The organism is Kitasatospora purpeofusca (assembly GCF_034043715.1).
In the GTDB taxonomy this organism is placed as follows: domain Bacteria; phylum Actinomycetota; class Actinomycetes; order Streptomycetales; family Streptomycetaceae; genus Kitasatospora; species Kitasatospora purpeofusca_A.
In genome coordinates, this window is record NZ_JAXCLC010000014.1 from 63,955 (window position 1) to 76,524 (window position 12,570).

Annotated in this window: 12 protein-coding genes; 7 read left to right on the forward strand and 5 right to left on the reverse strand. The window is 71.3% G+C overall.

All coding sequences use genetic code 11. The features are described 5' to 3' along the window. The first annotated feature begins 82 nt into the window (after window positions 1–82). Window positions 83–1,414, forward strand: coding sequence for an MFS transporter (locus SM793_RS10325; RefSeq protein ID WP_320437787.1), 1,332 nt, complete (start codon window positions 83–85; stop codon window positions 1,412–1,414). A gap of 377 nt (window positions 1,415–1,791) precedes the next feature. Here the strand turns inward: SM793_RS10325 and SM793_RS10330 are convergent, their stop codons facing one another. Then, window positions 1,792–2,277, reverse strand: coding sequence for a hypothetical protein (locus SM793_RS10330; protein WP_320437788.1), 486 nt, complete (start codon window positions 2,275–2,277; stop codon window positions 1,792–1,794). Window positions 2,278–2,461: 184 nt separating this feature from the next. Further along, complete coding sequence (locus SM793_RS10335) at window positions 2,462–3,826, reverse strand: hypothetical protein (RefSeq protein ID WP_320437789.1); 1,365 nt, start codon at window positions 3,824–3,826, stop codon at window positions 2,462–2,464. Between the two features lie 227 nt (window positions 3,827–4,053). Between SM793_RS10335 and SM793_RS10340 the strand changes: the two genes are divergently transcribed. The 6 genes from SM793_RS10340 (at window position 4,054) to SM793_RS10365 (ending at window position 10,212) form a co-directional block, all read left to right on the forward strand. After that, window positions 4,054–4,518 carry an ATP-binding protein gene (locus SM793_RS10340; RefSeq protein ID WP_320437790.1) on the forward strand — a complete coding sequence of 155 codons (465 nt, stop codon included), beginning with the start codon at window positions 4,054–4,056 and terminating at the stop codon, window positions 4,516–4,518. Between the two features lie 352 nt (window positions 4,519–4,870). Further along, window positions 4,871–6,793, forward strand: a complete 1,923-nt coding sequence (locus SM793_RS10345; RefSeq protein WP_320437791.1) for a nucleotidyltransferase domain-containing protein — start codon at window positions 4,871–4,873, stop codon at window positions 6,791–6,793. Further along, window positions 6,790–7,920, forward strand: a complete 1,131-nt coding sequence (locus tag SM793_RS10350) for a hypothetical protein (RefSeq protein WP_320437792.1) — start codon at window positions 6,790–6,792, stop codon at window positions 7,918–7,920. The genes SM793_RS10345 and SM793_RS10350 overlap by 4 nt, the downstream gene beginning before the upstream one ends. After that, entirely contained in the window at window positions 7,898–8,692 is a 795-nt protein-coding gene (locus SM793_RS10355) for a 3-oxoacyl-ACP reductase family protein (RefSeq protein WP_320437793.1), read from the forward strand. The genes SM793_RS10350 and SM793_RS10355 overlap by 23 nt, the downstream gene beginning before the upstream one ends. 34 nt (window positions 8,693–8,726) lie before the next feature. Beyond that, entirely contained in the window at window positions 8,727–9,158 is a 432-nt protein-coding gene (locus SM793_RS10360) for an NUDIX hydrolase (protein WP_320437794.1), read from the forward strand. A gap of 163 nt (window positions 9,159–9,321) precedes the next feature. Continuing rightward, window positions 9,322–10,212 carry a hypothetical protein gene (locus SM793_RS10365; protein WP_320437795.1) on the forward strand — a complete coding sequence of 297 codons (891 nt, stop codon included), beginning with the start codon at window positions 9,322–9,324 and terminating at the stop codon, window positions 10,210–10,212. Between the two features lie 226 nt (window positions 10,213–10,438). On the opposite strand, the gene SM793_RS10370 is transcribed toward SM793_RS10365, so the two are convergent. The 3 genes from SM793_RS10370 to SM793_RS10380 are packed head-to-tail and all read right to left on the reverse strand — an operon-like array spanning window position 10,439 to window position 12,555. Next, window positions 10,439–10,816: a metal-sulfur cluster assembly factor gene (locus SM793_RS10370; protein ID WP_320437796.1), complete on the reverse strand. Its 378-nt coding sequence runs from the start codon at window positions 10,814–10,816 to the stop codon at window positions 10,439–10,441. A gap of 23 nt (window positions 10,817–10,839) precedes the next feature. Next, a complete protein-coding gene (sufU, locus tag SM793_RS10375; protein ID WP_320437797.1) occupies window positions 10,840–11,289 on the reverse strand; it encodes a Fe-S cluster assembly sulfur transfer protein SufU in 450 nt (149 codons plus the stop codon). Window positions 11,290–11,307: 18 nt separating this feature from the next. Next, window positions 11,308–12,555, reverse strand: a complete 1,248-nt coding sequence (locus tag SM793_RS10380; RefSeq protein WP_320437832.1) for a cysteine desulfurase — start codon at window positions 12,553–12,555, stop codon at window positions 11,308–11,310. Between the last annotated feature and the right edge of the window lie 15 nt (window positions 12,556–12,570).

A 12,570-nucleotide genomic window follows, 5' to 3' on the forward strand; every position in this document is an offset into this window, starting at 1 on the left:
GGCCACCACCACAGCGCCCGGGACGGGCGCGCCGGCACACCCCGCCGACCCGCGTGGTGCCCGGCCACAGGAGACCCCTGCCATGGCGGACCTCTCCCCCGCCGGCTCCGGCCTGCGCACCGCGCAGCTCGACGGACGCCGACTGTCGGAGGCCCTGCTTCCCCTGGAGCTCGCGCCCCGCGCCCAGCTCCGGCTCGCCTCGATCAGCCGCTGGAACGCGCTGCGCGGTGTCCGCGTCGGCCTCGTCGCCGCCGCGCTGCTCCTCATGCTGATCGGCGCCAATCTGGCGACGCCGATCTACCCGATGCTCCAGCAACGGCTCGGACTCGGCCCGCTCGACACCACGATCCTCTTCACGATCTACGTGTTCGCGCTGGTCCCGGTACTGGCCGTGGTCGGCCACTGGTCCGACCACCTCGGCCGGCGCGCCCTGATCCTGCCCGCCGTCGCCCTGGCGGCCGCGGGCGACGTGGTGTTCGCGACCTCCGACAGCTTCTGGCAGCTGGCCGCCGGCCGGGCCGTCCAGGGCATCGCCGTCGGCCTGTCCACCGGCGCCGCCGGGGCCGCCCTCGGCGACCTGATGCCGGACCGCCCCACCCTGGCCGCCAAGCTCACCCTCGCCTGCTCGGCGGGCGGTGTGGCGCTCGGCCCGGTGGTCGGCGCCCTGCTCGCCGACGGCGCCGACCCGCTGCTCACGCCCTTCCTGCTGCACGCGATCGCCCTGCTCGCGCTCTGCGTGCCGCTGGCGCTCGTCCACCCCCGGATGCCCGGCCGCAACCGCCCGCCGGCCTCCCCGCCGCGCATCACCACCCCGGCCCACCTGCGCCCGCAGCGACTGCGGCTGCCGCGCACCGGCCGCCGCGAGTTCCTGCTGGCCGCGGGCGTCGGCTTCGTCTCGTACGGCGTCTTCGGCGTCTACCTGGCGCTCGCCCCGGCCTTCTCCACCAAGCTGCTGCACACCGACTCGCACCTGACCGGCGCGATCGTGGCCGCCCTGCTGCTCGGCTCCTCGGCCACCGCACAGCTGACCGTCCCGCCGACCGCCGACCGCGTGGTCGTCGCCCTCGGCCTGGCCGGCCTGGCCACCGGCCTCGGCCTGGTCGTCACCGCCCAGTACACCGGCACCCCGGCGCTGCTCTTCATCGGCAGCGTCCTCGGCGGCATCTGCCAGGGCGTGGCCTTCCGCTCGCTCTTCACCACCGCCGTCGCGGCGATGAACCCGGAACGCCGCGGCTCCGAGCTGAGCTCCCTGTGGATCATCGTCTACCTGGGCAGCTCCGCCCCCATCATCGCGGTCGGCGCCCTCGTCAAGGCCTACGGCCTGCTCCCCGCCGTCAGCGGCTTCGCCCTCCTCGCGGCCACCCTCTGCGCGGCCCTGGCCGTCGCCGTCGCCCGCAAGCCCCGAACGGCCTGACGGCCTCGACCACCGAACGCCGCTGCCCGGGACTTCCTCCGAAGTCCCGGGCAGCGGCGTTTTGGCGCATCATCCGCACGCCGGGTGAACACCCGCGCATCATCTGCTTTGTTGCGCACTTCTACCGCCGTTCCCCACCGTCCACCCCCCACCCACCTTCCGGCGGGTGCCCGCCCCGGGCCCGCCCGCGCGCCGCCGAGCGGCGCGCGGGCGCCGATGAAGCAGGGCGACATACCTGCTGGGAACGAGAGGCCCGCGAAGGAGCATGAGCCCCAGCGCGGCGAGGCACTCGGGCGGGCGCCGGTCGTAGCAACCCCGCCGCCCCGGAACGGAGGTCCGTTCCGGGGCGACGGCGTTCCACCACGCCTACGCGCTCGTCAGCTTGTCCGAACGGCGCCTTCGGGCCACACGACCGTCACCGGCAGTTGGACGGCGCGGGCCGCGGCGACAGTGTCGGCGGTTCCCCCACGCCCATTGCCCGGCCTGCCGTCCCACACGGCGAACAAGTGGTCGGCACGGCGCAGCAACTCGTTGTTGGCGGCTTCGTACGCCTCGCGGTTCGCCTCGGCGAACGGCATGACGACAACCTCCGCGGCAGCCTGGTGAAGACGGTCGAACTCGGCCGCGTACGCCGGCTTGACCTTGACCTGACGGTAGTCAGCCGACGGGACCACCGCGACCAGTCGTCCGCCGAGCGACAGCACCGCGTCGGCGAAGATCGAGTCCGCGCCCTTGGCGATGCACGAGACACCGGTGAGGCCGTGCTCGGCGTGGCCAGCGAGTAGCGTTTCCAGCGCTCCACGGACCAGGACGACACTCTCCTCGCTGAGGTCCATGTGCCCGGTCACCGCGATCACGGTCATGCCGCTCCCCCTTCGGGTCAGTTCGCCAGTAGCGCGCGGATGCTATCGCGAGCTTCCTTGACGCCCGGTGTCGGCAAGGGGTGAAACGAGGTTCTGGACCACTTTCCGAAAGTGCCAGAACCCGATTTCAGCCGTTGCCGACAGCCCACCGATTGGACGCGAAGCAGACAGCATCGCAAGCCGATCAGGCCAGGAGGACGGCCGCGCGCTCGTCGACCTCCCGAGCTGCCGAGACTCCGCGGTTCTTGAACTGGGCGAGGCTCTTCCGCATCTCCATGACGGCCCGGCGGGTGCGGACGGACTGCACGCCAGCCATGGCGTCGAGCGCGCGGTTCCAGGTTCCGCATGCCTGCTCGATGCCGCCGTCTGCGAGTTCCATCTTGGCCTGGTTCACCAGGTCGAGCGCGAGGATTCGCGTGTAGGTCGAAGCCGGTCGGTTGGCCGCCGCCGCAGCGAAGTTCTCCGCGGCGCCTTTCCGGTCGCCGAGCCGGGAGAAAACCTTGGCACTGCGAGAGTTGACCGTGGCGCGCGCCGGCCCCCAGGAGAGAGCCCAGTACGGCATTGCGTCGCCGCCTGCGGCCTCCAGCAGGTCCCGAGCCCGCTGGACAGCCTGGACGGCGGGGCGGCGCTGGTTGGTGGCCGCCAGGCCGTGGGCGTGGGTGATCGTGAACAGCGCCTCGGTCGCGGCGTCCACGCGGCTGGCGACACGGGACAGGGCAGTCTCGGACAGCGCGAACGTCTTGGAGGGATGGCGCAGCTTCATGCCTTGCTGGGCAAGGGTACGCAGGACGAAGGCATCGTGGCCGACGATCCCGGACTCGACAGCGAGCGCGTAGGACTGGTGGTAGTACCGCTGGGCGAGGCCCTGCTCGCCGGCGTCGTACGCCTTCCAACCGGCAAGGTGCACGCCGACCGCTGCGGCGGAGAGCATCTGCTGACGGTCCTCGTGGGTGCGGAAGGTACCCCGGCAGAGAGCGGCTACGTCGGACCGCAGGTACTGGATCAGGGCAGAGCGGCCGTGCTGGCCACCGTGGCGCTCGTCGATCTCGGTGAACATGCTGATCATGTCGCGGACGGCAGCGACCTCGGCGGCTCCGGCGACGGCGCCGCCTCGGACGGCTGCGGTGCGTTCGGCGGTCTCGCGGACGTGGTCCAGCGGCAGGTGCATCGCGGCAACGGAGTACGCCGAGGCGGCCAGGAACTTTCGTCGGTCCAAATCAGCTCTCCACACCCGTGCGAGGACGCCCACCGGGTCGGGGCCGATGGACAGCCCGAGGCCCGGATCGGATTCTGCCACCGACCGTAGCCCGAGCTCGGCTGGGGTGTAGAGCCGTCCCGTCTTGCGGAACAGCGCCTCACAGATGAAAGCGGGGGTGTCGCCCTCCGGATCGGCGCCGCGCAGCCACTTATGGACCGTGGACGGGTTCGTCCGCAGGTGGACACCTACCTCGGCCGCCACTCGCACGACGCCTCGGGCGAGGGCGTCGAAGGTCATGTCGGCGTCGACAATGGCAGCTTCGAGCTGGTGGTTCGTCACGGGCTGTGCCATGACCACTCCCTTCCTCGGTGCCGGGTGGCAGTAAACACGGTAAAGACAACCCGCCCTTCGAGGCAGGTACTTGGGCAAAGGAACGCCGGTTGACTTGGTGTCAGCCGCTCGGGGTCGCGAGTTGACACCGGCTCCGGGGCAAATTCCCGGGCGGCTGACTCCGACCGCTGCTGCCCGGACAGCCCCCGCTGTTCGGAGCAGGCAGCTCTGGCGACCAGGAGCGGACCGTGACGACTGAGGTGCTGACCAGAACGGAACCCCTACGACCTGCCACGGTCGAGCTGCCGTACGAGCCGCAGTCCGCCTCTGCGGCGCGTCGGCTGGTCCGCGACGCGCTCGCGGAGTGGGGGCTGGGTCACCTGGCCGCCGATGCGGAGTTGGTCGTCACGGAACTGGTCTCCAACGCGGTCAAGACCGGCTGTCTGACCGCCATGAGGGTCGAGCTCGCCCCGGTGACCAACCGCGCCGGCCAGGCCGTGCGGATCTCCGTGCGGGACGGATCCTGTGCTCTGCCGGTCCTGATCGGCGCCGCCCACGACGCGGAGTCCGGCCGCGGCTTGGCCCTGGTCGACCACTTGGCCGTTGCCTGGGGCGTCGACCAGGAGCCGCACGGCAAGACGACGTGGGCGGACATCGCCGTGGACCGCGCTGGTTCCTCCGCGTCGGTTCCGGACGCGCCGCCGTCCGCCTGACCCCAATACCCCACCCCGCCTCGGCATCCGCCGCACGAAGACCCGAGGCGGGACCGGCGGCTCCGGATGAACCCCCGCAGCCGGAGCCGCCCACACTCGCCGGCCTCGGCGACCCGCCAGGCCGGAAATCCGTCACACCGAAGGGAGATTCGCCGTGCCGCAAACCGCCGCTCCGATCTCGGAGGCTCCCCAGCCTCCGTCGCCCCCGCCGCCTCCGCCCCCGGCCCCGCCGATCCCGCAGCCGCCGTACCCGGGCCGTTAGCCCGATCCGGCCCTCGGCCGGGCACCCTCGCGGGGCCCGGCCGAGGGCCACCCCAGCACCACAGACGTTGTGCAGCCCCTGGAGGACATCGTGTGCATCTCCCCTGAGCACGGCACCACACTTTCCCGGCCCGTCACGATCGCGTTCAGCGGTCCCGACAACGTCGGCAAAACAAAGCAGATCGGCATCCTGGCGCGTCGTCTAGGTCCCGCCGGCCACGCCACCGGGCCGCTGGACGACTACGACCCGCGCTGGGACGGCATCAAGGCCATGGGTATGGGCGCCTGGTGGTTCGAGCTGGGCCCGGTCGAGGAGGTCGCCGACGTCCTCGCCGGCTCCTACCTGGAGCGCTCCCGCAGGCGCGCCACCGCGCCCGTGCGCCTGATGGACCGGGGCATCCCGATGCTGGAAGCCTCGCTGGCCGCCACCGTCGCGGTGCGCGAGCGTCTCAGCCCCGGCCGGGCCGCCGACCGGGCGCGCAAGCTCCTCGATCCGTACGCCGCCGACGTCCAGGCCGCCGAGGCGGCCGAGTACGGCATCGTGCTCCTTCACGACGAGGACCTGGTGATCGGCACTTCCCGCAGCCTCTCCCACGAGCGGCACGTCACCCCGGCCTACGCGGACTACCAGCGGCACCTTCACCTGCAGATGCACCGGCTCGTCGCCGAAGACAGGTGGGCGGAGACCGTCGTGATCGGAGAGCGTCGGGTCGTGGCCGTCCAGGACGAGATCCGCCGGCGCCTGCACCCGATCGCCCCGCTCGTGCCACCGCGCGCCCTTCCCGGCCTGCGGGTGGTCGCGCTCGGTGGCATGTCGGAGAGCGGCAAGAGCACGGCGGGCGAGTACCTGCGAGTCAGGCACGGGTACGCCCGCCTCAAGATCGGCTACCTGATCGAGGACGCCGCCCAGCGCGCCGACATCGCCGACCCGTACGAGATCCCGGCCGTGGTGCGGGCCGAGCTGCTGGTCGACGGTCTCGACCGGTTCTGCGCGGCCCACCACTTCCTCGACCACATCACCATCGAGTCCCTGCACGACCAGGACGCGACCGCCGAACTGCGACGGATGCTCGGCGAGCAGCTGACCGTTGTGTACGTCGATGCGACGCCGGAGGTCCGCGCCGAACGCGGCACAGCCGGGCCCGAGGACGTGGTCGAGCGGGACGCCGTGAAGGCCCGCCGAGGTGCGGCCGGGATCGCCCCGCTCGCGCAGGAGGTCATCGACAACAACCACAGCCGCCTGCACCTGGAGCGCCGCCTCGACGGGATCGCCCTGGCCCACCGCTGGCCGCTGCGCAGGCCGGCCACCACGCCGGTGAACACACTGGGTCTGCCCGTTCAGCTGGAGTCCTACCTGTCCGAACTGCTGGACCGCACCACCGTCCAGCAGCCGCCCGTCATCGACCTCCTCGCCGTGACCGGTAGCGGGGCCCGAGGCAAGTACCAACACGGATGGTCGGACCTGGACGTCTTCGTCGTCGCCGAGCAGGGAAGCCTCCCCAGGCTCCGACAGGCCCTGGCCGAACTCGAAGCCGAACTCGGCGGCGTCAAGCTCGGCCTGACCGTGCTGACCCAGGACGAGTGCCGCACCGGGGCGGTCACCTCCCGCCTGCTGCACGTTCTCATGCTGATCGGCTACGGCTCCCTCGTGCCGCTCTGGTGCCGCCCTGGCCTGGCCCTGCCCACCCCGGACGCGGCTGACGACGTGGCGGCCAGCGTGGAGGCCGGGGTGCAGGCCGCCATCGAAATTCGCCGCCAGCTCCTCAAGGGAGCCCCCGACCTCCGCGCCCTGTTCAAGGTCACCGCCCTGCTGGCCAAGGTGATGCTTCGTTTCGAGGGCACCGAACGTGCCTCGGACGACGACGCGCTGGGGGTCTTCCTCGACCGCGAGCCCGCCACCGACGCCGACCTGCGCCGCCAGGCCCGCGGGGACAGCGAGAAGGCGGCGAAGCTGGCCAACATCGTCCTGGGCCACTGGCTCGCCACCATCGCCCTACCGACGAGCCGCGCATGAACGACCCCACCACCTCGGTCCCGGCCTTCCACAAGATCCTCACCCCCGGCGCAGCGGAGGCCGAGGTCCAGGGCTGGCAGGCCACCGCCCGCACGCTGCCGGTGCCCCGACTGGTGGGCCACAACCGGGCGGCCGACAGGCACATCGTGGCTTACGAGGACGTGTTCGCCACCGGCCGGTGCACCATGCTGCTCGGCGACGTCATCGCGACCGCTGACCGGCACGCGAGCGCTCTGCCACGGGTCACCGCGCTGATCGACGCCGTCTGCGACAGCCTGCTCGCCGCAGTCGCCGACAGCGCTCGCACCGCGCCGCTCTCGGACTGCGTGCCCGGCCTCTACCTGGACCGCATCCGCCCCGGCGGGCGGATCGACACCTGGTACCTGTCCGGCCGCCTCGCCGTCGCCGCCCCGCGCATCGACCAGCCGCTGCCCGTACACGCCCTCACCGGCCACCTCTTCGTCGTCAACGGCATCCCGATGCGCCTCGACCTGCCCACCATCGTCTGGGAAGCCCGCGAAGCGCTCGGCTCCAGCCGCGCCTGGGTCACTGCGCTCACCCAGGGCGACCCGACCGAACCTAACATCGCCGACCCGCTGTGCTGGCTCGACTTCGAGTACGCCGGACGCAACACGCTCGCCGGGGAACTCGCCATCCTCCTTTGGTACTTGCTGGGCATGGGTGGCTGGCTCGTACCGACCTACCAGCCCGACGTGTACGCCCGCACCCTGCCTCTGCACCTGCCGCCGGTCACTACCCCGCACCTCGAACACGTCGACCACGACGAGCGTCACCGCCGTCTGGAAGTCCGCTACACCTGGGCGGTCGGCGCCGGGCGCCAAGCCGCAATCGACCGCCTACTGACGCGTGTTCGCGCCGACCTCGCCCCCGCCGCCGGCCTGGATCCGGACCGATTCCTCACCCAGATCGGCCACTTCCTCGCCCTACGAATCCTCGGCGTCATCCCGCCCGGACGCCTCACCGGCCAAGATCTCCTCCTGCTCCTGGCCAAGCTCGCCGAGACCCAGCAGCCCGGGACCGTCTGCGAGACGTTCACCCGCACCCAGCCCGCGCCGACAACCGGCCTCGACGATCGGACGGACGATGACCACACCCACGCCGCTTGAACTGCCCATCGCCGCCCTGCCGCTCCAGGGCCGGGTGGCGCTGGTGACCGGCGGCGCCACTGGGATCGGCGCCGCAATCAGCCGAGCACTCGCCACCGCCGGCGCATCCGTCGCCATCAACCACCTCGCGCAGATACACCAGGCCCGCACCGTGCTCGCCGACGTCCGCCGCGACGGCCGTACCGGCAGCGAGGTCAGCGCCGACCTCACCGACCCGAACGCCGTGGCCGCGCTGGTCAGTCAGGTCGAGTCCGAACTCGGGCCGGTCGACGTCCTCGTCAACAACGCGGGCGCCTACCCCCGCATCCCGTGGGACCAGCTCGACGAGGACGAGTGGGCGCGCGCCATCGGGTCCAACCTGACCATCCACTACCGCACGTGCCGTGCCATCACCCCGAGCATGGCCGAGCGACGATGGGGCCGGATTGTCAACATCGGCAGTGTCAACGCCTGTGCCGGACGCGCCGGCCTCACCGCCTACAGCACTGCCAAGGCCGGACTCCTGGGCCTCACCAGGTCGCTGGCCAGGGAACTTGGACCGGCCGGGATCTGCGTGAACACTGTTGCACCCGGGGCCATCCAGGTCGAGGCGGAGAACGACCTGCCCGCCCATCACCGCGCCCGACCCGAGGACCAGATCCGCCGCCAGTGCGTCCAACGCCGGGGCCGCCCCGAGGACGTCGCCGCCGCCGTCGCCTTCCTCGCCGGCCCCAGCGCGTCCTTCATCACCGGCCAGTCGTTGCACGTCGACGGCGGCTGGATCCTCCACTGACCCGCCGGTCCTACCGACCAGGAAGCAGGCCACCATGCAGCATCGCGTCCGCGCCGTCCTCCTCACCCCGAACAACACCATGCTGCTGATCAAGCGCATCCGCCCCGGCATCGACCCGTACTGGGTGATCGTCGGCGGCAAGATCGAGCCGACCGACGCCAGCCCCGAGGAGGCCCTGCGGCGCGAGGTCCGCGAGGAGATCGCGGGCGAGGCGGAGATCGTCAGCCTCTTCCACACCATCGAAACCGGCGACGAGCGCCAGGACTTCTACCTCGCCACCATCGAGAAGTGGCGCTTCGAGGACCGCACCGGGCCCGAGTTCAGCGAGGAAGGCCGAGGTGAGTACCTCCTGGAGGAGATCCCCCTCACCACCGAAGCCATCGGCGCGATCAAGCTCCTGCCCCAGGAGATCGCCGTGGTTCTCCGCGAGGCCGTCGGACGGGGCGATCTCCTCGCCGCCGGGTAGCCGCAAGCCGATCGCTGAGGCCGTGCACCGGACTCTCACTGGGTGTCAGAAACGCCTCACGGTGCGTCAAATGCCGTGATACGTTCCGTACCCAAAGAGAAAAAGGCGACCCCGGCGGTGCTACCAACACCCCGGGGTCCGGCAACAGGAGCTGAAACTCCCGATGCGCGTCCATCGTACCGAACACGTACGTAACTTCACCGTGCTGCCCAACTGCATGTTGCAGTACCGGCGGCTCTCCTACACCGCCCGCGGCCTGCTCGCGGACCTCCTCTCCCGCCCCGACGGCTGGCGGGAGGACGGCCGGCACATGGCCGACAGCAGCCCGCAGGGCCGAGGCGCGATCCGCAAGGCATTGAAGGAGCTGACCGACGCGGGGTTCTACCGCGTCGAAAAGATCCGGATGCCGGACGGCACCATCCGCACCGAGACCCACGTCTACGACACACCGTGGTCCGCGCCGGATGCCACCCGTCCGGCGCCCGGTGGAGCGGCCGCCGGGCGTGCTGGCAGCCCTCCTGTTAAGAACCGGCACAAACAACCCTCCCTCCCCGCGAGTTCGACCGAGGACGGCAGGCCCGAAGAACGGGAGGAGGCTTCCGAGGCCGAAGAGGTCCGCGAAGCCGTGGCCACCCTGTTCCGGGTGATCCGGTCCGAACCGCGCCTGTGCCTGGGCGAGGCCGAAGCCCACGAACTCGCGCCCCTCGTCGCACAGTGGCTGGAGCGCGGCGCGACCCGGACCGACCTCGCTCACGCATTGCTGCCGGGCCTGCCCGTGCCGATGCACTCGGCGACGGCCGTGCTCCGCTACCGGCTGGAGCACAAGATGCCGCCCGCCCGACCCGCCGCACGGCCGGCGGCCCGGTACGCCGAATGCGCCAAGTGCCACGACCCTGTGCCCCGACCGGGCATCTGCCGCCCGTGTGCCGGTCTGACGAGCGGCGTCCTCACAGCCGGCAAGGGGGCAGAGGTGGCAATCGCAGGGGCTGCCCGAGTCCGCACCGCCCTGCGCTCCGCGATGACCGGCGGACGGCCCGCACACATCGCCGCCTGAGGCACGCTCCATCAGCACCGCGTGCCGCCCGGCCGGGCGGCACGCGGCCAGGCCCGGGGCGGGCACCCGCCGACAGGCGGGTGGGGGGTGGACGGTGGGGAACGGCGGGGAACCTGTTCAACGAAGCAGATCACGGCGAGTGCTCACCGACCGACACGCGGAAAAACCGCTGCCGCGCGAACCTTGCGGTTCGCGCGGCAGCGGTTGACGATCGGCCCAGGTCGGGTCAGACGTTGAAGCCCAGGGCGCGGAGCTGGTCGCGGCCCTCGTCGGTGATCTTGTCGGGGCCCCACGGCGGCATCCAGACCCAGTTGATCCGCAGGTCCTTGACCAGGCCGTCGGTGGCGGTCCTGGCCTGGTCCTCGATCACGTCGGTCAGCGGGCAGGCCGCCGAGGTGAGGGTCATGTCGATGGTGGCCACGTCGGCGTCGTCGATGTGGACGCCGTAGATCAGGCCCAGGTTGACGACGTCGATGCCCAGTTCGGGGTCGACGACGTCCATCAGGGCCTCGGTGAGGTCCTCGACGGAGACGGTGCCGGCGCTGGTGCCGACCGGGCCGGTCGGGGTCTCCTCCGCGGGGGAGGTGGTGGTCTCTTCGGTCATGGCGGGTGTCCTCCTCTGCGGTGTCAGTCGGTGGCGGGGTGCTCGGCCAGGGCCTTGGCGGTGGCGTCCTTCCAGGCCATCCAGCTGAGCAGGGCGCACTTGACCCGGGCCGGGTACTTGGAGACGCCGGCGAACGCGACCGCGTCCTCCAGCACCTCCTCGTCGCCCTCGCCCTGGCCCTTGCTCTGCATCAGCTCCAGGAAGGCCTCCTGGACCGCCTGGGCCTCGGCCACGGACTTGCCGACCACCAGGTCGTTCAGCACCGAGGCGCTGGCCTGGCTGATCGAACAGCCCTGGGACTCGTAGGAGACGTCGACAACGGTGGAGCCGTCGAGCTTCACCCGCAGGGTGATCTCGTCGCCACACGTCGGGTTGACGTGGTGCACCTCGGCGTCACCGTCCCGCAGCCCCTTGCCGTGCGGGTTGCGGTAGTGGTCCAGGATGATGTCCTGGTACATCGAGTCGAGCTTCATGGTCGCGTGCCCCCGTCCTCAGCCGAAGAAGTTCCGGACGTGGTGCAGGCCGTCCACGAGCGCGTCGACCTCGCCCGGCGTCGAGTACAGGTAGAACGACGCCCGCGTGGTCGCCGGAATTCCGTACCGCAGGCAGACCGGCCGCGCGCAGTGGTGGCCGACGCGCACGGCGATGCCCTGCTCGTCCAGCACCTGGCCCACGTCGTGCGGGTGGATGTCGCCCAGCGTGAACGAGATCGCCGCACCGCGGTCGACGGCCGTGCGCGGGCCGATGATCCGCAGGTCAGGGACCTCCAGCAGCCGCTCGATCGCGTACTCGGTGATGGCGTGCTCGTGGGCGGCGATCCGCTCCATGCCGATGGCGGTCAGGTAGTCGACGGCCGCGCCCAGCCCGACCGCCTGGGCGATCGGCGGGGTGCCGGCCTCGAACTTGTGCGGCGCCGGGGCGTAGGTGGACGAGCCCATGGTGACGGTCTCGATCATCTCGCCGCCGCCGAGGAACGGCGGGAGGTCCTCCAGCAGCTCCTGGCGGCCCCAGAGCACGCCGATGCCGGTCGGCGCCAGCATCTTGTGGCCGGTGAAGGCGACGAAGTCGGCCTCCAGCGCCTGGACGTCCAGCACCATGTGCGGCGCGGCCTGCGAGGCGTCGATCACGACCAGCGCGCCGACCGACTGCGCCTTGCGCACGATCGCCTCGACCGGGTTGACGGTGCCCAGCAGGTTGGAGACCAGGGTGAAGGAGACCACCTTGGTCTTCTCGGTGATCAGCTCGTCGATGTCGGACAGGTCGAGCCGGCCCTCGTCGGTCAGCCCGAACCACTTCAGCTTCGCGCCGGTGCGCTGCGAGAGCAGCTGCCACGGGACGATGTTGGAGTGGTGCTCCATCTCCGTGATGACGATCTCGGACTCGGCGTCCACCCGGTAGGGCTCGTCCGCCCAGGTCAGCATGTTGGCGACCAGGTTGAGCGACTCGGAGGCGTTCTTGGTGAACACCACCTCGTTGCGGCTCGGCGCGTTGACGAACGCCGCGACCTTGTCCCGGGCGCCCTCGTACAGCGCCGTGGCCTCCTCGGCGAGCACGTGCACGCCGCGGTGGACGTTGGCGTTGTGCCGCTCGTAGTAGGCGTTCAGGGCGTCGAGCACCTGGCGGGGCTTCTGCGAGGTGGCCGCGTTGTCCAGGTAGACCAGCGGCTTGCCGTCGTGCAGCAGGCGCTGCAGGACCGGGAAGTCCTTGCGGATCGCGTCGGTGTCGAGCAGGCCCGGCAGGACCGCCGTCTCGTG

Coding starts and splice junctions, on each gene's coding strand:
- SM793_RS10330 (WP_320437788.1), bottom strand. CDS start 2,277: ATGACCGTGATCGCGGTGACCGGGCACATGGACCTCAGCGAGGAGAGT.
- SM793_RS10355 (WP_320437793.1), top strand. CDS start 7,898: ATGACCACACCCACGCCGCTTGAACTGCCCATCGCCGCCCTGCCGCTC.
- SM793_RS10365 (WP_320437795.1), top strand. CDS start 9,322: ATGCGCGTCCATCGTACCGAACACGTACGTAACTTCACCGTGCTGCCC.
- SM793_RS10370 (WP_320437796.1), bottom strand. CDS start 10,816: ATGACCGAAGAGACCACCACCTCCCCCGCGGAGGAGACCCCGACCGGC.
- sufU (WP_320437797.1), bottom strand. CDS start 11,289: ATGAAGCTCGACTCGATGTACCAGGACATCATCCTGGACCACTACCGC.
- SM793_RS10335 (WP_320437789.1), bottom strand. CDS start 3,826: ATGGCACAGCCCGTGACGAACCACCAGCTCGAAGCTGCCATTGTCGAC.
- SM793_RS10325 (WP_320437787.1), top strand. CDS start 83: ATGGCGGACCTCTCCCCCGCCGGCTCCGGCCTGCGCACCGCGCAGCTC.
- SM793_RS10350 (WP_320437792.1), top strand. CDS start 6,790: ATGAACGACCCCACCACCTCGGTCCCGGCCTTCCACAAGATCCTCACC.
- SM793_RS10360 (WP_320437794.1), top strand. CDS start 8,727: ATGCAGCATCGCGTCCGCGCCGTCCTCCTCACCCCGAACAACACCATG.